Genomic DNA, 25442 nt, shown 5'->3' on the forward strand with positions numbered 1-25442 from the left:
TCGCCGCATTCACCGAGGAAAACGAGAGGCGGGGAGTAACCCACCTTCGAGATGGGTACTCCCCGCCTGTGGCCTGTCCGTCCAGAGCTGTGGACTGTCCGTCTCAGAGCTTGCGACGGGTCCTCAGGTAGTCGCCGACGACGGCCGCGCCGAGGCCGTCCGGGTCGGGTGCCAGCACCCGGCCGCCGCTGCGCCGGGCGAGCAGATCGACGAACGCCTCCAGCCGCGGATCGTCGCCGAGCCGGAACACGGTCAGCGAGGCGCCGAGCTTGGCCAGCCGGTCTACCTCGAAGATCGTCTTGCGCAGCGTCGCCGGTTCGGGCGGGTACGAGAACTCGGCTGTGCCGTCCGGTTCCAGGTGAGCGGTCGGCTCCCCGTCGGTGACCATCAGGACGACGGGCTGCGCGTCCGGGTGCCGGCGGAGATGACGTCCCGCGAGGAGCAACGCGTGATGGGCATTGGTGCCCTGCTCCCAGGTGCCTTCCAGACCGATGAGTTGCGGCAGTTCGACCACCCCGGCGTACCGGCCGAAGGTGATCAACTGGAGGGCGTCGTTGCGGTAGCGGGTGGAGATGAGTTGGTGCAGCGCGAGCGCCGTCCGCTTCATCGGGAGCCAGCGTCCCTCCTGGACCATCGACCAGGAGGTGTCCACCAGCAACGCGACCGCGGCTCGCGCCCGGTGTTCGGTCTCGGCAACCTCGACGTCGGACACGTCCAGCTTCACCGAACCACCTTCGCGCCCGGCGGTTCGCAGTACTGCGTTGTTCACGGTCCGCGGTACGTCCCAGGGCTGGGTGTCGCCGAACTGCCATGGACGACTCGAGCCACTGGGCTCCCCGGCGGCTCCGGCGGACGCCGAATCACGTTCACCCGACTGGCCGCGCGCGGCCCGCAGTACGTCGGAGAGCGCGGTCTGGCCGAGTTGCCGCAGGGCCTTCGGGGAGAGACGCAGTGTTCCGTCGGGAGCGCGTTCGAGCAGACCTTGATTGCGGAGCTCGCGTTCGAGCTCGGTCAGCCGGCGGGCGTCGACGGTCGCCTCGTCGCCGAGTTGGCGGGTGAGCGCGTCGAGGTCGATGTCCTCCAACCGGGCGCCCGGATACGACTGGGCGAGCTGCTCGGCGAGCGCGTCCAGCTCGGCCAGGTCGGACATCGCGCGGGCGCCCTCGGCCAGACCGAGCGGGTCGTCACCACTCATCCGCTCCGAGGAGTACCAGTCCTCCCCCGGCCGCAACGACTGCAGTTGCGCGTCCAGCTGGGCCAGCTGTTGCGCGAGCTGCGGACTGCCGAACGCTTGCTGCGCGAGCCCGGCCAACTCGTCCCTCTGCTCCGGCGTCATCGAGTTCAGCATCCGCTGCGCGGCCGCGGCCCGCCTCGCCAGTACGTCGATCAGCTCGTCGACGTTGCGCGGGTTCTCCGGGAAGAACTCGCCGTGCTTGGCCATGAACTGCTCGAACAACTGGTCGACGTCCGGCCGGCCCTGCGCGTGCGCGGCGAGCAATGCGTTGAGGTCGGCGAGCATCTCGTTGATCCGCTCGACGTCCTCGGGCGTCGTGTTCTGCAGCGCCTCCTTCATCCCCTCGAAGCGCGACCCGAGCAACTCGCGGCCGAGCAGCTCACGGATCTCCTCGTACTTCTGCCGCGCCTCTGAGGACTGCCAGTCGTACGACGCCAGCTCCCGCACCGCGGCCGCCGTACCCGAGGGCAGCGCGTCGAGCTGGGCCTCCCGGAATCGGGCGTCGTCGGACGGGTTCGGGAACAGCTCGTGCCGCTCCGCCTCAAGGGCTTCGTCGAGCAGCCGCTGCACGTCCCGCAGGGTGCCTTCGAGGTTGTGCCGCTGCTGGATCTCGCGACGGCGTTCCCACATCCGCCGGGTCAGATCGTCGAGCCCCTGGGTGTTCCGGGTCCCGCGCCGGAGTAGCTCCTCCAACGCGGACCGCGGCGACGACCCGGCCATCACATCCCGGCCGATCTCGTCCAGGGCGTCCCGCAGATCCACCGGCGGCGCCAGCGGATCCGGCCCCTCGTGCCAGGGTCCGTACGACCAGCCTTCCGGTATGACGGACACGTCAGACTCCGTAAACCGTTGACTCGTCGTCGGCGTCCTTGGCCAGCCGTTTGGACAGGTACAAGGCCTCCAGCGCCAACTCGACCGCCGCCGCGATCCGGCCCGGCGAATCGTCGGGCTCCGCTCCCGCGCGGGCCGCCACGTCATGCAGCAACGGCAGCTCGGGAAGTGCAGCCAGTACCTCGCGGCCGGGCACCCGCTCACCGGTCGTCACAAGGTGGCCGTCGGCAACGGCTTGCACCAGCGGGCTGAGGTCCAACCCGGCGAACCGTTCGCGTGCGGTGTCCGCGATCGACCGGCGCAGCAGGTACTCCAGCAGCTCGGTCTCACGGCCCTCTTCACCTGGCTCGAACTCCAGCTTGCCCCGCAGTACGGCGGGAACCGCGTCGAGATCGACCGGTCGGGCCACGGCCGGCTCCTCACCGGTGATCGCGCTCCGCCTCAACGCAGCGGCGGCCACAGTCTCGGCCGCGGCGACGGCGAATCGGGCAGAGACACCCGACCGCTGGTCGATCGCGGTCGACTCCCGAAGATGCCGGACGAATCGCGCGAGCACCTCGAGCAGCGGCTCACCGACCTCGGCGGTCAGGTGCGCCTCCTGCCGGACGACGTCCACCTCGGCGTCGACGTCCAGCGGGTAGTGCGTCCGGACCTCGGCGCCGAATCGGTCCTTCAGCGGAGTGATGATGCGGCCGCGGTTGGTGTAGTCCTCCGGGTTGGCCGTTGCCACCAGCAACACGTCCAGCGGCAGCCGGAGGGTGTAGCCGCGGACCTGGATGTCGCGCTCCTCCATCACGTTGAGCAGCGCGACCTGGATCCGCTCGGCCAGGTCGGGCAGCTCGTTGATCGCGACGATCCCGCGGTGCGCCCGCGGGACCAGGCCGAAATGGATGGTCTCCGGATCACCGAGGCTGCGGCCCTCGGCGACCTTGACCGGGTCGACGTCGCCGATCAGGTCGCCGACCGACGTGTCCGGGGTAGCGAGCTTCTCGGCGTACCGGAGGCTGCGGTGCAGCCAGGTCACCGGCAGGTCGTCGCCGAGCTCGGCAGCGCGACGCCTCGACTCGGGGGTGATCGGGTCGAGCGGGTGCTCGGGCAGCTCCGCTCCCTCGATCACCGGGGTCCACTCGTCGAGCAACCCGAGCAGGGTGCGGAGCAGCCGGGTCTTGCCCTGGCCGCGCTCGCCGAGCAGTACTACGTCGTGCCCCGCGAGCAGGGCACGCTCCAGCTGGGGAATAACAGTCCGGGAGAATCCGACGATGCCGGGCCAGGGGTCGCGGCCGGCCCGCAACTCGGTCAGCAGGTTTTCGCGGATCTCGGCCTTGATCGAACGGGGAAGGTAGCCGGCGGCCCGGAGCTCGCCGGCCTTCCGGGGAAGTTCAGCAGGTGCACTGGTCACCCTGACGACGTTAGCTCGCCAACCCCAATCCAAAACCCTGGTATCTCAATCTTCGGCGCTACCGAGATAGGTATGCAGCAGGGCGGCGCCGTGGAGCATGGCCCTGGTACGGCGGTCGTGGGCTGCCCGTCGTTCGGCGACGGCGGCACGGAGGGCCTCGGTGCTGCCGGTGCGGCGGAGTCCGTCGAGGACCGGCCTGATCTGGTCGAACCCGTACCGGCCCTGGCGGAGCATGTTGATGATTCGGGCGTCCCGGATCTGCAGGGGCGAGTAGCGGCGGTAGTTCGTCCCCCGCTCCCGCGTCGGGGTCAACAGACCGGCCGACTCCCAGACCCGCAGCGCCGACGTCCGGATCCCCAGCTGGCGGGCCAGCTCACCGACCAGCAGTGCAGGGCCGGCGAGTGGTTCGGAGTCGAGGAACTGTTCCGCCGCGGCGCCGAGGGCCTCGCTCGCAGCATCAGTGGCCAGCCGTTGTTCGTGAAGCGCCGCATGACTCGCATCGACCGCGCGTAGCGCGAGCGCCTGATCCCCGTCGTGCACAGCCCGCATGATCGTGGTCGCGTCCACCGGCCCGAACCCCGGCGCCAGCGCACGATAGGTGAGCAAGGCCTCCAGGTGCCGCTGGTCGTACTGCCGGTACCCGCTCTCCGACCGTGGCGCGGGCGGCAGCACGCCGGCCGCCTCGTAGTTGCGCACCAGCTGGGTCGACACCCCGGCCCGCCGGGCCAGATCCACCGGCCGCAACCCCATCCGTCAGTCCTGAATGCGCGGGGTGACCCGCCCCGCGGCGAACAGGTACTCCGGGGTGAAAGTGACCGGCGACCAAGGGACTACCTCGGAGCTGCGGACGACGAAGTGGTTCCCGTCCAACGGCTCGGTGGGATGGAGCTCGTACTCGACCACTGGCTCTTCCGCGAAAGCGAGACGATCACCGGTCGCCTCCTGGGCGAGGATCAGCTTGCCGTCGCGCCGGAGCACCTCCATCGCGATGCCGGTCCGCTCGTACCGCCCGAGGTGCTCATCGCCCACTTCGGCCTCGACGGGTTGCGGGGATGCCGGTACTCCGACTCCGACGTATTCGGTGAAGACCTCGGAGACGAGCGCGTCGAACAGGGCCTCGCCGTTGCCCGAGTTCGTCAGCAGGCAGACCGCGAGCCTGGCCTCGGGATCGATCCGGAGGAATGAGAGTTGCGAGATCGTGCCGCCGTCGTGGCCGAACAACTTGCGGCCCGACCAGTCGTACAACCGCCAGGCCAGCCCGATATCCGTGACGCCGCCGTTCCGGTCCGGGTATGCGACCTGTGGCTCCCGCATGCGTGCGTACCGGTCGTCGTCCAGGTGGAGTCGCGCGAACCGCAGCAGGTCGGACGCGCTCTGCGTGATCAGCCCGGCCGGACCGAGACTGCGTGGGAGCTGCCAAGTGGTCACCGGCGATCCGTCGCTGCCGAGGTGGCCGAGCGCCGCGCGATGCAGGATCGCCTCCTCCGCCAGCGTCACGGTCGACTTCAACCCGAGCGGTTCGATCAGCCGGGCCCGGAGGGATTCGTCCCAGGTCGGGCCGTCGAGTACCTCGATGATCCGGCCGAGCAGGACGAATCCGGCGTTGCAGTAGGAGTACGCCGTACCCGGCTCGAACAACCGCTCCACGTCGGCCAGCAGCCCGACGTACTTCCGGAGGCAGTCGTTGCCGCGACCGGTGTCGGTGAACACGTCGCCGTCGATGCCACTGGTGTGGGTGAGCAGGTGCCGGACCGTGATCCGGCCGCCGATCGGTGCTTCGGGCAACAACTTGACCACCGGGTCGTCGAGCGCCAGCCGGCCTTCCTCGGCCAACTGGACGATCATCGACGCGGTCCATGCCTTGGTGATCGACCCGACCTGGAACACCGAGTCGGCGGTCACCTCGACGCCGGTCCCCCGGTTCAACACGCCGTACGGGGCGATGGTCTCGTTGCCGTCCGCCCAGATCCCGAGCACGGCGCCCGGTACTCCGGCCCCGGCGGCGAGCTCGGACAAGCGGGCGGTCCAATCAGCCATGGAGGCCAACTTACTTGGCTCGCATCAACTCCAGCAGAGCGGCCTTGATCGCCTCGCGGGCCGCGTCCTCGTCCAGGCCCAACTGCTGCAGCACCTGGGCAGCCACGCCGCCCGGATGGTGGTAGAGCGACAACAGCAGGTGTTCGGTGCCGATGTAGTTGTGGCCGAGACCCAGGGCTTCGTCCAGCGTGTACTTCAATACGCTCACCGCACGCGGGGTCATCGGCAGTACTATGTCGTCGCCGGGCCGCTGGTCTGCCGAACCGTCCGGCGCGATCGCGTGCACGGCGTCCGCGACGGCCTGCTCGCTGAGCCCTCGGTCGACGAGGACCTTGGCCGCGACCCCCTCGGGCTGGGTGTAGAGCGCGAGCAGCAGGTGCTCGGTGCCGACGAACGCGTGGTTGTGGTCACGGGCAACCCCAGGGGCGGCTTCCATGACCGCCCTGGTCCGGGCCGTGAAGCGCTCGAACGACGGCTTGGCTGTATCCGCGAACCGCTTGTGTGCGGCCTGTTTGCTGACGCCGAGCACGCCGCTGATCTCTACCCACGACTTGCCCGCACCCCGGGCCTGGTCGACGAAATACCCAAGGGCCGCGTCCGAGGTCGCGGTCAAATCACTGATCGTGCTGGCTGCGGTGCCCAGTTGATCGAGCGCGTCGTCGCTGCCCGCGTCCTCGCGAATGGTGTCGATGAGTTGCTGAAGATCAGGTCCAGGAGTCATGCCGTCAACCCTAGGTTGACGACATGGTCTCGTCAACCCTGAGTTGACGAAGGCAGAAGCTCTACCCTTCCCGCATGCAGGAGTTGGCGGATGTGGTCGGGTCGGGGCTGCGGGTTCTGTTCTGCGGGATCAACCCGGGGCTGCTGTCGGCCGAGACCGGGCACCACTTCGCACGGCCGGGGAATCGGTTCTGGCCGGCATTGCATCTGTCCGGGTTCACGCCGCGGCAACTGAAGCCGGCGGAGCAGAGTGAGTTGCTGGACCTCGGACTGGGGATCACGAACGTGGTGGATCGTCCGACCGCGCAGGCCGGGGAGTTGAGCCGGTCCGAGTTCGCGGCGGGTGGCGAGAATCTGGTGAAGAAGGTGCTCGCCTACGAACCCGTTTGGCTCGCGGTTGTCGGCGTCACGGCGTACCGGGCGGCGTTCAACCTGCCGAAGGCCGTGATGGGCCGGCAGGAACGCACGATCGGCCCGACCCGGGTCTGGATCCTCCCGAACCCGAGCGGGCTGAACGCGCACTACACACTGCCCAAACTGACGGCCGCATTCGCCGAACTACGAGCGGCTAGCTCAATGCCTTGAGGATGAGGTCGGCGACGGCGTCCGGATGCGAGACCGCGACCGAGTGCGAGCCTTCGACCTCGACGATCGTGCCGCCGGCGCGCTCGGCCATGAACCGCTGCGCCTCCGGGTGGATCGCGTTGTCCTGGGTGGCGACCAGCGTCCACGACGGCAACTTCTTCCAGCCCGGCTCGACCGCCAACTTCTCCTCCAGACCGGCCACCGCGATCGGGCGCTGCGCGACCGCCAGCACCCGGGTCACCTCGGCCGGCAGGTCGGCCGCGAAGACCTCCGGGTACGCCGCCGGATCCAGGCGGACCTCCGGCGCCTCGGTCCCGTCCGCCAGCGGGTAGAGCGACGGGCGGATCGCGTCACCGAAAGGCGTCGCCGGGAAGTTCGCGGAAATGCTCGCCAGGCTCTCCCCGGCATCCGGGATGAACGCGGCCACGTGAACCAGGCCGGCCACGTTGTCCAGACCCAGGGTGGCTGCGTTGATCACGGCCCCGCCGTACGAGTGGCCGACGAGCAGGACCGGCCCCTCGATCTGGCGGACCGCGGAAGCGACGTACGCCGCGTCGGCGGTCAGGCCACGCAACGGGTTCGGGATCGCCGCGACGGTGACGCCGGCCTTCTGCAGGCGGTCGATCACGCCGTTCCAGCTGGCCGCGTCAGCGAAAGCGCCGTGGACGAGGACGACGGTGGTGTTCATGAAAGTACTCCTCCTATATAGGTGAGAGATTCAGGCGAGTGCGGACTTGAGGGTGCGGATGGCCAGGTCGATCGCGGCGGTCGCGGCGTGGGTGTCGCGGAGGGCGTCGAGCATCACGAAGTCGTGGATGATGCCGCCGAACCGGACAGCCGTGACGGCGACCCCGGCCTCGCGGAGCTTGGCCGCATACGCCTCGCCTTCGTCGCGCAGTACGTCGGCTTCGGCGGTGATCACCAGTGCGGTCGGCAAGCCGGTCAGCTGCTCAGTGGTCGCGCGTAGCGGGGACGCCGTGATCTGGTTCCGCTCGGCCTCGTCGGTCGTGTACTGGTCCCAGAACCACTGCATCCCGTCGAGCCGCAGGAAGTAGCCCTCGGCGAACTCGCGGTACGAGGCGGTGTCGAAGGACGCGTCTGTGACCGGGTAGAACAGCACCTGCTGGCGGAAGGTCACGTCACCGCGCTCCTTCGCGAGCAACGTCACCGCGGCGGCCATGTTGCCGCCGACCGAGTCGCCCGCGACGGCCAGCCGGCTCGCGTCCAGGCCGTGGTCGTTGCCCGAGGCCACGATCCAGCGGGCGACGGCGTAGTTCTGCTCCAGCGCGTGCGGGTACCGGTGCTCCGGCGAGAGGTCGTACTCCGGGAAGACCACGGCCGCACCGGCGCCGACGGCCAGTTCGCGGACCAGCCGGTCGTGGGTGTGGGCGTTGCCGAAGACCCAGCCGGCGCCGTGGATGTAGAGGATCACCGGCAGCACCCCGGTCGAGCCGGCCGGGCGGACCATCCGGGCCTTGGTGCCGTCGGCCGCGGTCACCCACTCCTCGTCGATCTCGAGCTTCGGGTAGTCGGTGGTCTGCACCTCGTCGACCAGTTTGCGTCCCTCCGCGGGGTCCAGCTGGAACAGGAACGGCGGGGTCGCGGTCGCGTCGGCGAAGGCCTGGGCGGCGGGTTCCAGAACAGTCATCGAACTCTCCTCCAAGAAGTCGGAATCGGGAGAGAACGAGCGTTCTCCCTCGTTGTCCGCTACTCTAGAGAACGATGGTTCTCCACGCAAGCGCAGGCCGGGTGACCGGGATCACCCGAGGAGGTTGGACATGGCAATCGACACTGCGACCGCACAGCAGCAGGTCCTGGACGCGGCCGACAGGTTGTTCTACGAGCGCGGCGTCCAGGCCGTCGGGATGGACGCGATCCGAGCGGCGTCCGGCGTCTCGCTCAAGCGGCTTTACCAGCTGTTCCCGTCGAAGGACAAGCTGATCGAGGCGTACCTCGCGGGCCGCAACCGGCAATGGGAGCAGATGCTGCAGGAACACCTCGACGCCGCGACCGAGCCGCGCGAGCGGATCCTCGCCGTCTTCGACTTCCTCTCCGCCTGGTTCACCCAGCGCGACTTCCGCGGCTGCGCTTTCATCAACTCCTTCGGCGAACTCGGCGCGATCTCGCCCCGCGTCGCCGAACTCGCCAAGCAGCACAAGGCCGGCTTCCGGCAGGCCCTCACCGACCTCGCCCAGACCGCCGGCGCGGCCGACCCCGACCAGCTCGCCGACCACCTCATCCTGCTCAGCGAAGGCGCCATCACCACGTCCGCCATCTCCGGCTCCCCGAAACCGGCCGAGCGCGCCCGCGAGGCCGCCGTACTCCTGATGCGGGTCTCGCTACCGACCTGACCGTCAGCCCTCCTCGGCGGCGGTCCGGCGGGCTCGGGCTCGGCGTTTGCCTTCGTGCATGGCGACCACTCGGGCGATGGGGATCGCTCGGCCTTCCTCGAGCAGGTCGTCCGGCAGTGACTGAGGAGCCGGCAGTTGGGCGGCCCAACGATCTGCGCTGCCCAGCAAACCCGGCGTGTTGCGCACGGTGAAGTCACGTGGAGCTACCCGGTCGAGGTCGTCCCAGCCGACCGGGAACGACACCGGAGTACCAGGGCGGACGCGCGGGCTGTAGGCCGCGACCACCGTGGCGCCTCCGGATCGGGTCGAGTCGACGAAGACCTTCCCGCCGCGCTCCTCCTTGATGTACGCGGTCGTCGCGACCGCCGGGTCGATTCGCTCGGCTCGCGCCGCGACAGCCCGGGTCGCCGCGGCCGCGTCTTCGATCGACACGCTCTCGTCGATCGGCACGAACACATGCACGCCTTTCGCGCCACTCGTCTTGACCGCGCCCTCCAGGCCGGCTTCGGTCAGCGCCTGCCGGACCAGAAACGCCGCCTGCACCGCCATCCCGAACGTCTCCCCCTCCGGCGGATCGAGGTCGAAGACGAGCTGAGTGACCCGATCCCAGCGGTCGGCGCGCATCAGCGTCGGGTGGTACTCGACCGCGCGCTGGTTGGCGAACCACAGCAGCGTCCGCCGATCGTCGCACAGCGCGTACGACACCTCCCGCTTCGACGCCTCGGCCCATACCGTCGCCGTCTTGACCCACTCAGGCGTGTATTTCGGGACGTTCTTCTGCATGAACGGTTCCTGCCCTGGGCGGACCCGGATCACCGACAACGGCCGGTTCCGCAGCCCGGGCAGCATCCGCTCGTGCACCGCGTCCAGGTAGTCCACCAGGTCCCGCTTGGTCGCCTCGGCGCCGTCGAACAACGGCTGGTCGAGGTTCGTCAGCGGTACTCCGTCACGCGTCTCGTCCGGCTTGCTCGCCATGTCGGGAGCCTGTCAGGTAACCAAGCAAAGCGTCCAGCACCACGTCGGGCTCACCCGGCTCGAGTGTCTGCGGGTTGAGCGCGATCGCCTCCTCGCCGACCACGCCGACCGCGATCCGCGGGTCGCCGTCCCACAGCGCTGCGACCAGCTCATCCCGGGTCCAACCACTCTCCGCCGTCAACCAGACGATCGCCCGGCCGTGCGGCTGTCCGGCCTCACTCGGATACCCCCGCTCGGCAACGACACCCGGCAGCCCGCGCAACCCATTCACCCAGCCCGCGACGATCCGCTCGTACCCGGCCAGCAGCGCGTCCTCGTCTTGCTCCAACGTCCACTCGACCGCCGCGAGCAGGCCGAGCAGTTCCTCCTTGCCGACCTTCATCCCACGACCGATCTCCTGGTTCGGCGAACCATGGGCGCGGCAACCTTCCACGATCCGGCGACTCCCGAGCACCAGCCCACTCGACTGCGGCCCCCGCAACCCCTTGCCCCCGCTGAAGATCACCGCATCAGCAGCGAGCTCCACGGTGAACCGCCACAACGAAGCGACCGGCGGGATCTGCGCCGCCGCATCAACGATCACCGGTACGCCGTACTCCCGGGCGACCGGGATCACCTCCTCCACCGGCAACGCGCCGGCGGCGTAATGCGCTCCCGCAAACCAAAGAACGCACACCGGCCGCTTCTCGAGAGCCAGCTCCAACTCGTCGACCGACGGCCCGACCTCGACGATCCGGGCCCCGGTCAATCGAGCGGCATAGTCGTATCCGTTGCGCTGACTCGCGAACGTCACCACATCAGCCGATGCCGGAAACGCCTGCCTCGCGTCCGTAGTACAGGCTGCGACGGTCAGTGTGATCCCGGCCGCCGCGCCGGAGGTCACGTACGCCGCCTCGTTGCCGGTCAGCTCCGCCAGTCGCTCGCCCACCCGCGCGTGAAGCTCGGGCAGATCGACGAAGTGCGCGGCCGCGTCGGCCATCGCCTTCAACGCGGGCGGCGCGATCAGCGACCCGCCGAGCGCGGTCAACGTCGCGGACGCGTTGATCACCGGACGAACGCCGAGCGGGTTGGTCATGGCCGTACAAAGCGTGACATCGGCGGCACACCGAAGCGATCAGCCAGCCAGGCATCCAGGGCGTCGTTGTCGGTCCCGTCCAGATGAGTGACCTGGTAGACCTCGGAAGCCGGCAACGCCTCGATCAGCGGGGCGAACCAGTCGGCATCGTCCGCCGCGACCAGCGTCGGCGCGGAGACCGCCGACGCGTGCCGCACCGGATCGAAGAACGACAACGTCTTCAACACTTGCTCTTCAACGGCACCAGCACGCAAGTGATCGTTGAGCTCCTCCAACGGATAGAGGCTCGACCGCAGCCGCGCCTCCATCGCCCGGTAGAACAGCAACTCCGACAGCCGCACGGCACCGAATCCGGGCCGCCGCGCCGCTGTCAGCAACGCCAGGTCGTCACCACTCACCGCAACCCGCGCCGGATCGACCTCCGCCAACCCGAACAGGAACTCCGCCGCCCGCAGACAGTCCGCCACGATGCCCCGATAGATGTACGACGCGGGTTCGTCGATCCCGAGCGTCAGCAACCCCGGATACGCGGCCGCGAACGATTCGTCGGCCAACCGCTGTCCCCGGTGCATCACCCCGAAAACGACGTACCGCGACCGGTCGTTCGGATGCGGCACGTGGTTCACACTCCCGTACCGCGGTGTCATCAGCAGCGCCGGGAACGGACCAGGACCACTCGGGATGCTGAGATGCCCGAACACCCGGTACGGCCCGGAACTGGTGAGCCGCACGGTGTACGAAACCGACTCCGCCGTCGACCGCTCCGCCACCGACTCCAGCACCGCCCGCGCCGGTACGACGGCCAACTCGTCGTCGACGGCCGCCCAATAACTCTCGAAGTCCATACGTCACCGTCCCGGCTTCAGGTGATCGGCAAGGAAGTCCTCAACAATTCGCATCACGTCCGGCAACCCGGCGTGATGCGCACAGTGTGGAAAGGTGTGCAGTTGCTTCTCGCAACGAAGTGCGCGATGGACGGCGAACCCCGTCTCCGGCGGGCAAACGTCGTCCTCCAGCCCGAGGTAGAGCAACGTCGGCGCCTGCACCCTCGGCGCGAAGTTCAGCCCGTCGTAGTACGCGACCGTCTCGCGGACTCGATCGGCGTCCTTCGGATGCGCCCGCAGGTACTCGTTGATCTCCTCGTACGGATACGAACGAGTCAGCGTCGGCGCAGTCATGATCCCGCACAAGTACGGCGCACCGGCCGCCACGCAAGCAATGACGTCCGGCCGCAGAGCCGCCGTACTGAGCCCAAGCCCACCACCCTGACTCGACCCCTGCAGCCCGATCCGTTCCGCATCCACCTCCGGCCGATCGAGCAGTACGTCGACCGCGCGGACCACATCGAGGTAGAACCCGCGATACCCGTACGTGTGGTGGTCGACGATGTTGTGCGTCAGCAGTCCCGGATACCCGGGGTTGAACACGTCGTTCGACCTCAGCTTGCCCCGCGGCGCGACCGCCAGCGCGGCGTACCCGAGCTCCGACCACTCCTTCGGGACAGTCGGCTCGGAGATGTACCCCGGGATGGTGACCAGTGCCGGGTACGGCGCCGGCAGGCCGCGGGGAACCGTGTACCACCCGGCGATCCGCAGTCCGCCGTAACTGGTGTACCGCAGGTCGTAGACGATCACCTTGTCGGTCGACAGCGCAGGCAGCTCGGTGAGTACGGGATCCAACGGATACGTCGCGCACTCCGCCAGACCCGCAGCCCAGAACTCGTCGAAGTCGGCCGGCAGCTCCACCTCGACGACGGCGTTCTCGGGGTCTCTCAAGGGCGTTCCTCCCGAGTCGGTGCCTGCAGGGCTTGACCATCGGAGGCGTTGAACAGGTGCAGCCGATCCTGGTTGAAGCCGACGTGGACCGTGCTGTCGTAGCCCAACCGGAACGGCGTCGGCACGCGCGCCTTGACCAACTCGCCGTCGAGCCGGACCGTCACGAGTACGTCGGGCCCGAGCGGCTCGGCGACGAACACCTTGCCCGGCCGATACCCCGGCAACGGGGTCTGCGACAGCGACACGTCCTCGGGCCGGACCCCGAGAACGACCTTCCCGTCAGCCGGCCCCTCGCCGCCGTACAAGGTCACTTCCTGCGACAGTGCTTGATTCCTTCCCCGCCCCACCGCCCCGGTCGCCGTACTGCGGAACATGCGGACCCCATCGACGTCCTGCAACTCACCGGTGACGAAGTTCATCGGCGGCGATCCCATGAACGAAGCCACGAAGCGGTTAGCCGGTCGTTCGTAGATCTCCTCGGGCGTCGCGCACTGCTGGACGACGCCGTCGCGCATCACCGCGATCCGGTCCGACATCGTCATCGCCTCGACCTGGTCGTGGGTCACGTAGATGAAGGTCCGGGCCACGTCCACGTGCAGCCGCTTGATCTCAGCCCGCATCAGCACCCGCAACTGGGCGTCCAGGTTGGACAGCGGTTCGTCCAGCAGGTACGCCCCGGCCTCGCGGACGATCGCCCGGCCGAGCGCGACCCGTTGCCGCTGGCCGCCGGAGAGTTCGCGCGGTTTGCGGTCGAGCAGGTCCTCGATGTCGAGCGTCCGGGCCGCCTTCAGCACCTGCTCGGCGATCGTTGCCTTCGGCACCCGCATCATCTTGAGCGCGAAACCGATGTTCTGCCCGACCGTCTTGTGCGGGTAGAGCGCGTAGCTCTGGAACACCATCGCCACGTCCCGCTTGTTCGCCGGCAGCCAGCTGACCGGCTTGCCGTCGAAGTAGATGTCACCGCCGGTGGCCCGTTCCAGGCCGCAGATCATCCGCAGCGTGGTCGACTTGCCGCAGCCCGACGGGCCGACCAGGGTGAGGAACTCGCGGTCCTCGACGGTCAGGTTCAGGTCCTTGACGACCGTCTTGCCGCCGAAGGACTTGGTGATGCCTTCCAATCGCACTTCAGCCATCTGTCAGCCCTTCACGGATCCGGCGGCCATCCCCTGGACGAGCTTGCGCTGGAAGATCAGCGCCAGCAGCAGGGGCGGGACGACCGCGAGCACTCCGGCGGCGGCCATCACGGTGAACTGGGTGTTGAAATCGGTGGCGAAGTTCGCCGCCACCACGGGAATCGTCTTCGCCGCCTTCGTACTGGTCAGGAACAGCGCGAACATGAACTCGTTCCACGCGGTCATGAACGCGAACACCCCGGCTGCTACCAGTCCGGGTGCGGCGACCGGCAGGAACACCGACCACATCGTCCGGAACCAGCCGCACCGGTCGACCCGGGCCGCCTCCTCCAGTTCGCGCGGCACCGACCGGAAGAAGTCCTTCAGGATCCAGATCGTGATCGGCAACGCGAATGTGGTGTAGGACAGGATCAGCGCGAGGTACGTGTCCAGCAACCCGAACGACCGCATCAGCAGGTAGAACGGGATGATGATCGCGATCCCCGGCACCATCCGGGTGATCAGGTAGAGCACCAGCAACACCTGGCTGCCCTTGAACTTCAACCGCGAGAACGAGTACGCCGCGAACGTGGCCAGCGCCAGATTCAGTACCGCCGTACAGGTCGCCACGATCAGGCTGTTCCGCAGCGAGTACGGCGTTTCCTCGTTCGCGCGACCGCCGACCAGAGCCTGCGACTCACTCGGATTGACGAAGCCGAGGTAGTTCTCCAGCGTCGGGCTGGACGGGATCCAGTGCGGCGGCACCGAGATCGCGTCCACCTCGTGCATGAAGCTCATCGCCACGATCCAGTAGAACGGCAGCACCAGATAGAGCGCGAACCCGATCGCCAGCACATACAACACGATCTTCTTCCACGGAATCCGGTACCGGAGTGGGACTTTGACGGTCATACCTCAAAATTTCCTTTCCGGTAGAGGAGGCCGATGTAGCCGATCGAGATCAGCAACGTGATCGCGGTGATCACCCAGGCGTAGGCGCTGCCGAGACCGAAGTCGGTGAAGGTGAGCACGGTCTGTACGTCGAGCAGCGCGATCGTGGTAGTCGCGTCACCCGGACCGCCGCCGGTCAGCACGTAGATCGTGTCGAACGCCCGGAACGCGTTCATCGTCTCCAGGATCAGCACGATCAGCAGTGGATGCAGCAACCACGGCAGGGCGACCTGGCCGAATCGCTGGAAGGCGCCGGCCCGGTCCACCTTCGCGGCGTCGTACAGCTCGGACGGGATCGTCGACAGCCCGGCCAGCAGGATGATCACCGAGAACGGCAACGTGTTCCACACCTGCGCCATCGCGGTGAAGAAGAACGCGCCGGTCCCCGAGGTCAGCCAGGCGTGGTAGGTGTCGATCAGCCCGAGCTGGCTGAGCAGGCCGTTCAGCGCACCGGTCTTGGCGTCGAAGATCGTCCGCCACATCAGCCCGTTCACCACCCCCGGCATTGCCCAGGGCAACAAAGCCAGGCTGAGCAGCAGACCGCGGCCGCGGAACCTTTCGTTCAGCACGAGCGCGAGTATCAGCGCCAGCACGACTGTGAAGCCGAGTACGACGAGCACGAACAGCGCTGACACCCTCAGCGCGGAGAGGAACGCGTCGTCGGTGAGCAACGACCGGTAGTTCTCCAGGCCGATGAATCGCTTGGCCCGTGGGCGTTTGAGGTTGTTGCGTTGCAGGCTGACCCAGAACGAGTAGACGATCGGATAGGCGACCAGCAGCGCGATCACGATCATCGCCGGGGCGTTCAGCGCGTACGCCTTGGCGGTGTCGCTCCACGGTCGCCGGGCCTCGATCACACTCATCCTCAGGAGAACTTCTTCTTCAGCGTGGTGGCCGTCTGCTCCAGGCTCGCGACCGCCGCGGACGGTGTGGTCTGGTTGCTCAGCACCTGCTGGACGACCTTGTGCAGCTCGGCCTCGAACTCGGTGTACCAGGGCACGGTCAGCACGTTCCGCGGCCGCGCGATCTCGGCCAGCTTCGCGTAGACGACCGGATCGGCGAACTTCTTCAGCGAGGCGGTGACCTCCGGGTCGGCGGCCATCGACTTGTAGGCGAACCCGAGACCGCGCTGCATGAACCAGAACTTCGCCGTATAAGGCTTCTTGTCCGCATCGAGGCCACCGAGGTACGTCACCAGCTTGAACGCGTTGTCCTTCACGTCGGTGTCCTGCGCGAGCGCGTACATCCGGGTGTTGCTGACCGTCCCGTGCACCCCTCCGTCCAGGCTGGGGATGAGGGCCAGCTTGATCATGCCGGCCGCCTTCGACTTGGCCGGGTCGTTGTAGTCGCGGGCGGCGTACCGGGCACCGATGGTGTACGCGTACCGCTCGGCCTTCATCGCGTTGTCGACCGGGACCGGCAGCAACTGCAGGGATGCGGGGTCGAGCACCTTCGACTTGTTCGCCGCCTGCTGCAACCAGGCGAAGACGTCCTTCACCACGGTGTCGGTCGAGTTCATGATGGGTGCCTGGTCGGTGCCGAAGAAGTTGCCGTTGCTACCGTGCACGAGCGCCCAGACCCAGGACCACCAGGTGTCGGACAACTGCGCGGGCAGACCGATCGGGTACTCCAGGATGCCGGCGTTCTTGATCTTCAGCGCCTGCGCCTCCAGCTCTTCCAGGCTGGCCGGCGGCTTGGTGATCCCGGCCTTGGCGAGGATCCCCGCGTTGTAGGTCAGGGAGTTCGAGTCGGTGTAGTAGGGCAGGCCGTACTTCTTGCCCTGGTACGTCATCGCCTCCGCGTTGCCCGGGAAGATCCCGGCGTACACGTCGTCCACCCCGGCCATCCCGTCGAGCGGCTGGAGGTAACCACCCTCGACCCAGGCGGCCAGCGAGTCGTCGTACACGTAGAGCGCGTCGGGACCACCGCCGCCGGTGAACTCGGCGACGACCTTCTGCACGTACTGCGCGCTGGTGATCGGCGTGTAGTCGACCTTGATCGAGTTCTGCTGGCGGAAGCGGTCCAGGTTCTGCTGGACCAGGTTGGCCTCGTAGTCCCAGCCCTCGAACTTCACCGTGCCGTCGCTCGCGCCGCCGGCGTCGTCACCGGAGGAGCAGGCGGACAGCAGCGACGAGGTGACGGGCAGGGACGCGCCGAGGGCGGCGTACTTCAGGATCTGGCGGCGGTTGAGCTCCATGGGGGTTCCCTTCAAAGCTTCGTGCGCTGTAACGCTTGGGCGATGCGCAGTCGGTAAAGACGCGTGGGGCGTCCTTTCGGGTGGTGCTGTGCGGTTCCCTCGGCGCTCACGAGGCCTCCTGCGTCGAGGGTGCGGATCAGCCGGCGCCCGCTCTGACCCGTGATGCCGAGGGAGTCGGCGAGCTCCCCGGGTGAGACCGTGCGACCTTCCAGCCGCTGTTCGAGCGCGGCGAGCTTCGAGACGGTGGCCGCGCTCAGACCGACGGTCTTGGCGAGGTCCTCGAGCTCGGCGCCGTGCTCGCGGTAGGAGAAGGCGAGCGCGTCGCGGACCGGGCCCATCGGCCCGATGATCAGGCCGCTGTCCTCGATCAGATAGCCGCACGCCTCGTCCTCCAGCTCCGCCCGGGCGGCGGCCTGCTCGGCCAGCAGCACGCAGTTCCGGGCGGACACCCCGACGCCGAACCCCGCGGAGACCTGTACGCCGAGGGTGCGCGCCGCCTCGGCGAGCGCGGGGACGGCGACCCAGCTGCGGGTGACGCGTTCGAACAGGGCCTTGTGGGCGAAGACCACGACACCGCGCCGGCCGCGATCCTCGATCCAGGCCCCGGCGAACTCGGGGGTGTTCAGCAACAGGTTCATCAGGCCGACCCTGGTCCGGTCTTCGTCGCCCGATCGGGACACCAGGAAGACACCGGCCGCGAACCGCAGTCCGCTGGCCTGTTCGGACTCGATCCGCAGCGCGAGCTCGTGCAGCTCGGTCCGGATCGTGGTCGGCACCGGCATCCCGCTCATCAGCGGGATCACGCCGGTCAACTGCTCCCGGACCGCGGCCCGGACGCTGATCATGTAGCTCTGGCCACCGAACCGCTCGTACGCCGACCGGTGGAACTCGGCGATCTCCTCGACCGTCTGGATGGGCGAGTACGGCAGGCAGTCGATCTGGTTCTGGTCGAGCTCGAGCGCGGTGGCGACGGCTTCGACGGCGTCCATCGGGAACGTGTCGATGCTGACCGGGGTCGCGCCCCAGCCCCGCTCCTGCGCGCGGTAGAACGCGAGCAACAGGTCGAGCGCCGCCGGCCTGATCACCCCGACCGGCAGACCGGGTGGCAACAGCTCCCGGCTGGCGGTGTACGGCACCGGACCGGCGAGGAAGCCGTCCACCCGGGTCGTCCGGAGGAACTCGGCCACCTTGGCGTGGATCTCGTCCTCGGTGTCGTAGCTGACCCATTCCAGGTCGACTCCACCCAGCGTGCTCGCGGCCTCGCCGAACAGCTCCCGGTGGGTCGAATGGGTCACGACCCCGATCACAATCGCCACGGCACCTACCTTTTACGAACCAGGTTCGGAAGTGATTCGTATATCTGGTTCCGACAAAGGTGGACCCAGTCCACCGGTGCGGTCAAGCGATCAGGCGAAACTTATTTCGCGCGACATGGCGGGAATCTCAGCCGCCGGAGACGCCGATCTCTGCGTCGGCCAGGTCGGTGTTCAGACCGTCGGTGTCGTCCAGCCAGCCTTGCGGCAGGACGATGTGGTCGCGCGGGGAACCCTGCCGGCCGCGCGGCGCCCCGAGCTCGGCCACGGGGAACGGCGCGGTCGGGTCGAGCTGGGTGAGCAGTTCGTCCAGCCGGGCGAGCGAGTCGACCATGCCGAGAGCCGCGCGGAGCTCGCCGCCGGCCGGGAAACCCTTCAAATACCAGGGAACGTGCTTGCGGAAGTCGCGCAGCCCGCGCGACTCCCCCATCAGATCGGCCAGCAACTCGCCGTGCCGCCGCATCACCACGGTCACCTCGCCCAGGGTCGGCAGGTTCAGCGCCTCACCGCCCGCGAACGCGACCGCCAGATCCCGGAACAACCACGGCCGCCCGAGGCAGCCGCGACCGACGATGACCCCGGCGCACCCCGTCTCTTCGACCATCCGGAGTGCGTCGGCCGCCTCCCAGATATCGCCGTTGCCCAGCACCGGGATGCTGACGTGGTCGACGAGTTCGGCGATCTTGGACCAGTCGGCCTGGCCCGAGTACGCCTGCGCCGCGGTCCGTCCGTGCAGCCCGATCGCGGCCGCGCCGGACTCCTCGGCGATCCGGCCCGCATCCAGGTACGTCTGGTGACTGCTGTCGATCCCGATCCGGGTCTTCATGGTCACGGGTACGTCGTACGGGCCGGCCGCCTTGACCGCCGCCCTGAGGATCGCGCCGAGTAGATTCCGCTTCCAGGGAAGGGCTGCGCCACCACCCTTGCGAGTCACCTTCGGCACCGGACAACCGAAGTTGAGGTCGATGTGCGCCACGCCGTACTGGTCGCAAAGCACCTCGACGGCGCGGCCGATGTAGACCGGGTCGACGCCGTAAAGCTGGACCGAGCGGACCGTCTCACGCTCGTCGAAGGTGAGCATGTCGAGGCTCTTCTGATCGCCTTCGACGATGCCGCGCGAGGTGATCATCTCGCACACGTACAGGCCGGCGCCCTGTTCCGCACACAGCCGCCGGTACGCCGCGTTGGTGATCCCCGCCATCGGCGCGAGCACCACCGGCGTGTCGATCGTGAGGTTGCCTAGCTTGAGCATTCTTAAGCCTTGGCGACCAGGACTTGCCCGTTGCCCGAGATCCGCGCGCGATACGGCTCGACCGCGTTGCCCACGGTCGTCACGTCGCAGGCGATGCCCTCGGAGGTGTGCTTCACCACGGTCACATCATCCATCGTGCAGGTCACGTTCGCCGCGCCGGCCGCCGCCCGCAGTACGGCGTCGACGACCTTCGCCTTGACGATCGCGACCGACTCGGAGGTGAACTTGTACGTCGCGCTGTACTGCTTCGCCTCTATCGTCAGCGTGCCGGAATACGACTTGCCCGCATACGTCACCGTGCAGGTGAGGTTGTGCGTCCCGGGCTTCTCCGCGTCGTCGATGCCCGGGCAGGTCACCTTCGTGGTCGCTGCCTTGCCGGCGGCGATCTGGGCCCGCTCCGAGATCGCGAACCGGATCCGCTGGGCCAGCGGGGCATCGCTGTCCGGCGCGCCGGTCACGGTCGGCGTCGGCCACGGCTTGGACGGCGTCGGCAGCGGGGTCAACGTAGGGGTCGAAGCGGTCGGCAACGGACCACCCGTGGTCGCGGGCGCGGACGGCGTGGGCGTGCTGCCGGCCTCCGGCGGTTCGTCGGAGCACCCGGCGAACAGCAGCAACGAGGCAGCGGCAGCCCCCATAACCGTCCACTTGGTCATCGTCAGCAGCCCACCAGGTGCTGGGCCAGGTAGCCGGTCACCTCGGTCAACGCGACCCGCTCCTGCTTCATCGAGTCCCGCTCGCGGATCGTCACGGCCTGGTCGTCCAGGGTGTCGAAGTCCACGGTGATGCAGTACGGCGTACCGATCTCGTCCTGCCGGCGGTAGCGGCGGCCGATCGCGCCGGCGTCGTCGAAGTCGACGTTCCAGTTGTTTCGCAGCTCGGCGGCCAGGTCCTTGGCCTTCGGGGACAGCTCGGCATTCCGGGACAGCGGCAGCACGGCCGCCTTGACCGGCGCGAGGCGCGGGTCGAACCGCAGTACGGTCCGCTTGTCCACGCCGCCCTTCGCGTTCGGCGCCTCGTCCTCGGTGTAGGCGTCGAGCAGGAAGGCGAGCACGTTGCGGGTCAGGCCGGCCGCCGGCTCGATCACGTACGGAGTCCAGCGCTCGCCCTTCTCCTGGTCGAAGTAGGACAGGTCGGCGCCGGAGTGCTTGGAGTGGGTGGACAGGTCGAAGTCGGTCCGGTTCGCGATCCCCTCGAGTTCGTCGAACTCCTTGCCGCCGAAGTTGAACTTGTACTCGATGTCGACGGTGCGCTTCGAGTAGTGGCTCAGCTTCTCCTTCGGGTGCTCGTAGAACCGCATGTTGTCCGGGTTCAGGCCGAGGCCGACGTACCAGTCCCAGCGGGCCTTCAGCCAGTACTCGTGCCACTCCTCGTCGGAGCCGGGTACGACGAAGAACTCCATCTCCATCTGCTCGAACTCACGGGTGCGGAAGATGAAGTTGCCCGGGGTGATCTCGTTGCGGAAGCTCTTGCCCACCTGGGCGATGCCGAACGGCGGCTTCTTCCGCGCGGTGCCCATCACGTTGGCGAAGTTGATGAAGATGCCCTGCGCGGTCTCCGGGCGCAGGTAGTGCAGGCCCTCCTCGGACTCCACCGGGCCGAGGTAGGTCTTGAGCAGCCCGTTGAACATCCGCGGCTCGGTGAAGGTGCCCTTGTTCCCGCAGTTCGGGCAGGCGATCTCGGCCAGCTTGACGTCGTCGGCGTCCTTGTTCTTCCGCCGGGCGAAGTCCTCGCGGAGGTGGTCATCGCGGAACCGCTTGTGACACGACTGGCACTCGGTCAGCGGGTCGACGAACTCGGACAGATGGCCGGACGCCTCCCACACCTTGGTCGGCAGGATCACCGACGAGTCCAGCCCGACCACGTCGTCCCGGCTCGTCACCATCGACCGCCACCACTGGGTCCGCACGTTGTTCTTCAGCTCGACGCCGAGCGGTCCGTAGTCCCACGCCGACTTGGTACCGCCGTAGATCTCGCCGCACGGGTACACGAAGCCCCTTCGCTTGCTGAGGCTGACGACGGCATCGACGGTATCCACGGGCACTTTTAGACTCCAGTTACTGACACTTGGTGGTACGGGAAGGGTCCAGGCTAGCGGGCCGACCTGGCCTGCGTCGCATCCGAACACTGCCTGCTACGGAAGGTTGACGGCCTCGAGCGAGTCGTACGCCGTCGGCTCGTCGATCGCCTCGGACAGCAACGGCACCGCGGCCATTTTCACCTCGTACGGCGACAAGGCCCGACGGTAGCTGCCGATGTTCTCCCACTCCATACTCAACGCCAGGAGTTCGGGATCGTCCGCGTTCCGCCCGGTCCGCGCGGCCACGAACCCCCGCTGCCGCGACAACACCTCGACCGCCGTCTCCAGCCGCTGCACGAACTCGACCTGAGCCGCAGCCGCGACCTTGAACCTGATCACCACAAACACGCCCGCAAGCGTACGACGTCCCCTACCACCCACCCCGCCCGGGCACAGGCTCACCGCTCTCGTCGCTCAGGCCAGCCTGTGGGATGAGTGGGAATGTTCGGACGGCTGAAGGGCATCCGCGCCGCATAACCCACACGTTCCCCAGCCACCTGCCCACCGCTCCCACGCTCGCCAGCCCCACGCTCACCGGCCCTCCGCTCCACGGCCCCACGCTCGCCGGTGCCGCCTTGCTCGCGCGTGCGTTGCCCGGTGATTCCCGCTTGCAGTGGACGGGACGACGAGAGTGGGCGCTGTCCGGTCCAGGCCTGCGCGATCGCCCGCTTGGTGTCGAGCTCCGCCTGACGCTCGGCCTGACTACCACCCTCCCCCGGCGCCCGATCACCGAACCGGTTGAGCCCCGGCTGCCGATCCGCCGGGTGCCGCCCCAGTCGCGCACAGACGTGTTCATACACGTTGCCCGTGCCCTGCCGCGGCTTGATCGCCAACAACTCCCGCCGAGGCCGCCCACCCGCCCCATCCGGCCCCAACTCCCGAAACACCAACCGATGCTCAGGCCGCCGCTGCGGATCCCCCTGCACATAAGCCGTCACACAATCCCGCAGATCCCCCTTCCCCGCCTCATACCCCAACGCATGATGCCCGTCGGTCTGCCCGTCGGCGAGTTGCTTGATCACCCGCAGGACCTCCAACCGCAACGCGGCAACCTGTCCGCCGGGATGTCGGCGAGCATCGGCAGCCAGGCGGCGCAGGTCCTCCACGAACTTGTCCGACAGCACCAGCTCGTAGCCGGTTTGGCCAGACCGACGGACCGCCGGCAGACCCGACCAGTCGCCGGGGAGCAAGGTCATGACTCCCCGCGTTCCTCCCGGCGGAGGATCTCCAGCTCCTCCACCGCCTCAGGACCGAGCAGGCCGGCGATCTCATCCAGATCGAACGGTCTGCTGTCCGGTAGGGGTTCGGTGGCGTAGGTGCGGCGGGTGGGGTCGTCGGGGACTCCGGGTGGGGGCTCGTCGTCGCCGCGGAGCTGGCGGTACTGGGATGTGGTGAGGACAACCGCCTCGGGCGTGGTCGGGTCGATCCCGCAGACCACGGGAGTGCCGGGCTGACTCGAGTCGATCAGGGTGGGCAGGCGGCCCGCGAGGGTCGTTGGAGTGAGCACGGTGGAGTCGAAGCTGAACTTCCGCTCCCCACCGAGATCCTCGAACTCGTCGTACGTGAGCATGACCGCCTCAGGCTCCCGGTCGCCGAAGCTGAACGCATGCGTGCGCCCCGCGCGGAACCTCGCCAGGACGGCAGGCAGCTCGGCGCGAACATCGTCAACGGAGGGCAAACCGGTCATGCCAGAAAGGTATCCGTTTCGGGTCCGATGGCGCCGCGAGTTGTCCACAGGGTCACGGCGGTTCGGCGTACTGGAACAATGGCGGTATGAGTTCCTCCAGCGGCCAGCCGGCCAGTCCGCTCCGGCAGCGGATCACCAAGCTCAGCCACCCGTATGTGGCCAAGCTGCACACCATGCCCAAGCTGACCCTGCCCGGCATCACGCTGGTCCTGGCCCTGGTCGGCGTCTTCGCCCCGGTCGCGGCCGCCGTCCCCGCCCTGCTCCTGCTCGCGCTGCTGCTGGCCTGGCTCGGCTTCCTCTCCTGGCCCGTCGTCACCAGCGGCCAACGCGCCATCCGGGTCTTCGCCGTCCTGGTGATCATCCTCTACGCCATCTCCCGCATCGCCGGCAGCTGAACCCAAGCTGCAACCCTGCCCATTGATCGGGGAGGGTTTCTGCAGCAACTGGGGTGGGTTTTCCCACCGGAGCGCGCAATTTCTCTCCCCAGACCACTGGGACGCGGATGGCATGGCGGGCTGGCGGCGTTCCGGGCAACGGCCGAGTCGGTCTAGCTGCTCGCCGCTTCGCCCACCAGGTGCTCCTGTTCACCAACCAGTTCCCGAGACCGATCCGCCACCGCCATCGCCGCAAGCGCGGTCGTCAAGGGGACGGCCGCGATGATCCCCAAACTCCCGACCAGCCCGCGAACGACCTCCATCGCCACGATCTCGGTGGTGACGATGTAGCCGGCTCCTACCCCGCTGAGCGCGAAGGTCATCAGGACCGGCAGGGCCGCGCCGGCGTAGGCGAGTACGAGGGTGTTCACCACCGACGCCACGTGCGCCCGGCCGATCCGCAGCCCAGCCCCGAACAGCTCGGCCCGGCTCGCTGACGGATTGGCCGCAGACAGCTCCCAGACCGCGCTCGCCTGCGTCACCGTCACATCGTCGAGAACTCCCAGCGCACCGATCACGATGCCGGCCACGAGCAACCCAGCCACATCGAGGTCGGGGACGAAACCCTTCACCTGCGAGGCGCCATCGGCTGCCAGCCCGGTCAGGTCGCCGACCTTCACGAACGCCCAGCCGAGAAAGGCAGTGAGACCGAGCGCCGCTATCGTCCCCGCGAGAGCGACCGAGGATTGCGCGTTGATGCCATGGGTCATGAACAGCGCAACGACCATGATCAGCGAGCCGCCGACCACCGACACGAGCAGGGGATTCTCGCCTCTGAGAATGGCCGGCAGGATGAACTGGGTCAGCGTCAGCGCGGTCAGGCCGAGCGCGACGAGGGCCGCGATCCCACGCCATCGCGACAGCACCACGACGGCGACAGCGAACATCCCGGCCAGCAGGAGCAGCGACCGGCTCCGGTCATGGTCGACGTACTCGTACTTCTGCGCGATCGGCTGGCCCTCCTGCAGGCCGAGCAGCACCCGATCGCCGAGCTCGACCGGACTCGCCGCCTGGCCGGGCTTCGGCACCTTGACCGGCGCCTCGAGGCCCTTGTCGGGACCTGAGTTGAGTTTGACCGTGGCCTGATTGCAGTCCTCTTTGGAACACGGGACCAGCTTGGTCACCGTGCCGCTCGCTCCGGCCTGCTGTGGCGCGTCCACCTTCAAATCGCCACTGGGCCACAGGACGATCAGCGCGACCACGGCCGCCATGATGAGCGGGATCAGGAAGGCGGCGACGACGATGCGGACACGGCGGGCGACGATTGCGTCACTGTCCACTACCGAGGTGTCGACGACGTGGTCGCCGTGACCATGGCCGTGACCGTGACCATGGCCGTGGCCGGTGGGAATTGGGAGGCGGCGCTTGCTGTTCGGCTTGGTGTCGGCTCGCCTGCGCCCTGCATGCCTCGGCATCGATCAACTCCCTGTTTTGACA

26 protein-coding genes are annotated in these 25442 nt (G+C 68.1%); 3 read left to right on the top strand and 23 right to left on the bottom strand.

The window, feature by feature from the left end; genetic code table 11:
* Nucleotides 1-103: 103 nt before the first annotated feature.
* From EV643_RS28195 to EV643_RS28215, 5 genes are read right to left on the bottom strand one after another with little or no spacing between them, the layout of a single operon-like run.
* A complete protein-coding gene (locus tag EV643_RS28195) occupies nucleotides 104-2065 on the bottom strand; it encodes a vWA domain-containing protein (RefSeq protein WP_133803182.1) in 1962 nt (653 codons plus the stop codon).
* Between the two features lies 1 nt (nucleotide 2066).
* A complete protein-coding gene (locus EV643_RS28200) occupies nucleotides 2067-3464 on the bottom strand; it encodes an ATP-binding protein (RefSeq protein WP_133803183.1) in 1398 nt (465 codons plus the stop codon).
* Between the two features lie 45 nt (nucleotides 3465-3509).
* A complete protein-coding gene (locus tag EV643_RS28205) occupies nucleotides 3510-4214 on the bottom strand; it encodes a MerR family transcriptional regulator (protein ID WP_133803184.1) in 705 nt (234 codons plus the stop codon).
* A 3-nt stretch (nucleotides 4215-4217) separates the two neighbouring features.
* A complete protein-coding gene (locus EV643_RS28210; RefSeq protein WP_133803185.1) occupies nucleotides 4218-5501 on the bottom strand; it encodes a serine hydrolase domain-containing protein in 1284 nt (427 codons plus the stop codon).
* Nucleotides 5502-5511: 10 nt separating this feature from the next.
* Nucleotides 5512-6222 carry a Clp protease N-terminal domain-containing protein gene (locus EV643_RS28215; RefSeq protein ID WP_133803186.1) on the bottom strand — a complete coding sequence of 237 codons (711 nt, stop codon included), beginning with the start codon at nucleotides 6220-6222 and terminating at the stop codon, nucleotides 5512-5514.
* A gap of 74 nt (nucleotides 6223-6296) precedes the next feature.
* On the opposite strand from EV643_RS28215, the gene mug reads away from it, so the two are divergent.
* Nucleotides 6297-6806, top strand: coding sequence for a G/U mismatch-specific DNA glycosylase (gene mug, locus EV643_RS28220; protein ID WP_133803187.1), 510 nt, complete (start codon nucleotides 6297-6299; stop codon nucleotides 6804-6806).
* On the opposite strand, the gene EV643_RS28225 is transcribed toward mug, so the two are convergent.
* On the bottom strand, nucleotides 6790-7494 hold the full coding sequence (locus EV643_RS28225; protein ID WP_133803188.1) for an alpha/beta fold hydrolase: 705 nt from the start codon (nucleotides 7492-7494) through the stop codon (nucleotides 6790-6792). The genes mug and EV643_RS28225 overlap by 17 nt on opposite strands.
* A gap of 30 nt (nucleotides 7495-7524) precedes the next feature.
* Nucleotides 7525-8454 (bottom strand): alpha/beta hydrolase, encoded by a 930-nt coding sequence (locus EV643_RS28230; RefSeq protein WP_133803189.1) that lies wholly within the window; start codon nucleotides 8452-8454, stop codon nucleotides 7525-7527.
* A gap of 130 nt (nucleotides 8455-8584) precedes the next feature.
* On the opposite strand from EV643_RS28230, the gene EV643_RS28235 reads away from it, so the two are divergent.
* A complete protein-coding gene (locus tag EV643_RS28235) occupies nucleotides 8585-9157 on the top strand; it encodes a TetR/AcrR family transcriptional regulator (protein WP_133803190.1) in 573 nt (190 codons plus the stop codon).
* Nucleotides 9158-9160: 3 nt separating this feature from the next.
* On the opposite strand, the gene ligD is transcribed toward EV643_RS28235, so the two are convergent.
* The 15 genes from ligD to EV643_RS28310 all read right to left on the bottom strand — a co-directional run bounded on the left by ligD (nucleotide 9161) and on the right by EV643_RS28310 (nucleotide 23571).
* Complete coding sequence (ligD, locus tag EV643_RS28240; RefSeq protein ID WP_133803191.1) at nucleotides 9161-10132, bottom strand: non-homologous end-joining DNA ligase; 972 nt, start codon at nucleotides 10130-10132, stop codon at nucleotides 9161-9163.
* On the bottom strand, nucleotides 10104-11207 hold the full coding sequence (locus EV643_RS28245) for a hypothetical protein (RefSeq protein ID WP_133803192.1): 1104 nt from the start codon (nucleotides 11205-11207) through the stop codon (nucleotides 10104-10106). The genes ligD and EV643_RS28245 overlap by 29 nt, the downstream gene beginning before the upstream one ends.
* Nucleotides 11204-12052, bottom strand: a complete 849-nt coding sequence (locus EV643_RS28250; RefSeq protein WP_133803193.1) for an acetylxylan esterase — start codon at nucleotides 12050-12052, stop codon at nucleotides 11204-11206. The genes EV643_RS28245 and EV643_RS28250 overlap by 4 nt, the downstream gene beginning before the upstream one ends.
* 3 nt (nucleotides 12053-12055) lie before the next feature.
* Complete coding sequence (locus tag EV643_RS28255) at nucleotides 12056-12982, bottom strand: acetylxylan esterase (protein ID WP_133803194.1); 927 nt, start codon at nucleotides 12980-12982, stop codon at nucleotides 12056-12058.
* Nucleotides 12979-14115: an ABC transporter ATP-binding protein gene (locus EV643_RS28260; protein ID WP_133803195.1), complete on the bottom strand. Its 1137-nt coding sequence runs from the start codon at nucleotides 14113-14115 to the stop codon at nucleotides 12979-12981. The genes EV643_RS28255 and EV643_RS28260 overlap by 4 nt, the downstream gene beginning before the upstream one ends.
* Before the next feature lie 3 nt (nucleotides 14116-14118).
* The gene (locus EV643_RS28265; protein WP_133803196.1) at nucleotides 14119-15006 is read right to left on the bottom strand and encodes a carbohydrate ABC transporter permease; all 888 of its coding nucleotides are present in this window, start codon (nucleotides 15004-15006) and stop codon (nucleotides 14119-14121) included.
* The gene (locus EV643_RS28270) at nucleotides 15003-15908 is read right to left on the bottom strand and encodes a carbohydrate ABC transporter permease (protein ID WP_133803197.1); all 906 of its coding nucleotides are present in this window, start codon (nucleotides 15906-15908) and stop codon (nucleotides 15003-15005) included. The genes EV643_RS28265 and EV643_RS28270 overlap by 4 nt, the downstream gene beginning before the upstream one ends.
* A 2-nt stretch (nucleotides 15909-15910) precedes the next feature.
* Nucleotides 15911-17242, bottom strand: a complete 1332-nt coding sequence (locus EV643_RS28275; protein WP_133803198.1) for an ABC transporter substrate-binding protein — start codon at nucleotides 17240-17242, stop codon at nucleotides 15911-15913.
* Nucleotides 17243-17253: 11 nt separating this feature from the next.
* Nucleotides 17254-18558: a hypothetical protein gene (locus tag EV643_RS28280; RefSeq protein WP_202869787.1), complete on the bottom strand. Its 1305-nt coding sequence runs from the start codon at nucleotides 18556-18558 to the stop codon at nucleotides 17254-17256.
* Nucleotides 18559-18685: 127 nt separating this feature from the next.
* Complete coding sequence (dusB, locus tag EV643_RS28285; RefSeq protein ID WP_133803199.1) at nucleotides 18686-19807, bottom strand: tRNA dihydrouridine synthase DusB; 1122 nt, start codon at nucleotides 19805-19807, stop codon at nucleotides 18686-18688.
* A gap of 2 nt (nucleotides 19808-19809) precedes the next feature.
* A complete protein-coding gene (locus tag EV643_RS28290; protein ID WP_133803200.1) occupies nucleotides 19810-20460 on the bottom strand; it encodes a hypothetical protein in 651 nt (216 codons plus the stop codon).
* 2 nt (nucleotides 20461-20462) lie between these two features.
* On the bottom strand, nucleotides 20463-21848 hold the full coding sequence (locus EV643_RS28295) for a glycine--tRNA ligase (protein ID WP_133803201.1): 1386 nt from the start codon (nucleotides 21846-21848) through the stop codon (nucleotides 20463-20465).
* 90 nt (nucleotides 21849-21938) lie between these two features.
* A complete protein-coding gene (locus EV643_RS28300) occupies nucleotides 21939-22232 on the bottom strand; it encodes an antibiotic biosynthesis monooxygenase family protein (protein ID WP_133803202.1) in 294 nt (97 codons plus the stop codon).
* Nucleotides 22233-22282: 50 nt separating this feature from the next.
* Nucleotides 22283-23080, bottom strand: coding sequence for a hypothetical protein (locus EV643_RS28305; RefSeq protein WP_133803203.1), 798 nt, complete (start codon nucleotides 23078-23080; stop codon nucleotides 22283-22285).
* Entirely contained in the window at nucleotides 23077-23571 is a 495-nt protein-coding gene (locus tag EV643_RS28310; RefSeq protein ID WP_133803204.1) for a hypothetical protein, read from the bottom strand. The genes EV643_RS28305 and EV643_RS28310 overlap by 4 nt, the downstream gene beginning before the upstream one ends.
* 86 nt (nucleotides 23572-23657) lie before the next feature.
* Here EV643_RS28310 and EV643_RS28315 point away from each other — a divergent pair, with 86 nt between their 5' ends.
* The gene (locus EV643_RS28315; protein ID WP_133803205.1) at nucleotides 23658-23966 is read left to right on the top strand and encodes a DUF6703 family protein; all 309 of its coding nucleotides are present in this window, start codon (nucleotides 23658-23660) and stop codon (nucleotides 23964-23966) included.
* Nucleotides 23967-24118: 152 nt separating this feature from the next.
* On the opposite strand, the gene EV643_RS28320 is transcribed toward EV643_RS28315, so the two are convergent.
* Complete coding sequence (locus EV643_RS28320; protein ID WP_133803206.1) at nucleotides 24119-25420, bottom strand: YibE/F family protein; 1302 nt, start codon at nucleotides 25418-25420, stop codon at nucleotides 24119-24121.
* Nucleotides 25421-25442 lie beyond the last annotated feature (22 nt).

It is taken from the genome of Kribbella caucasensis (genome assembly GCF_004361855.1).
Taxonomy (GTDB): Bacteria; Actinomycetota; Actinomycetes; order Propionibacteriales; family Kribbellaceae; genus Kribbella; species Kribbella caucasensis.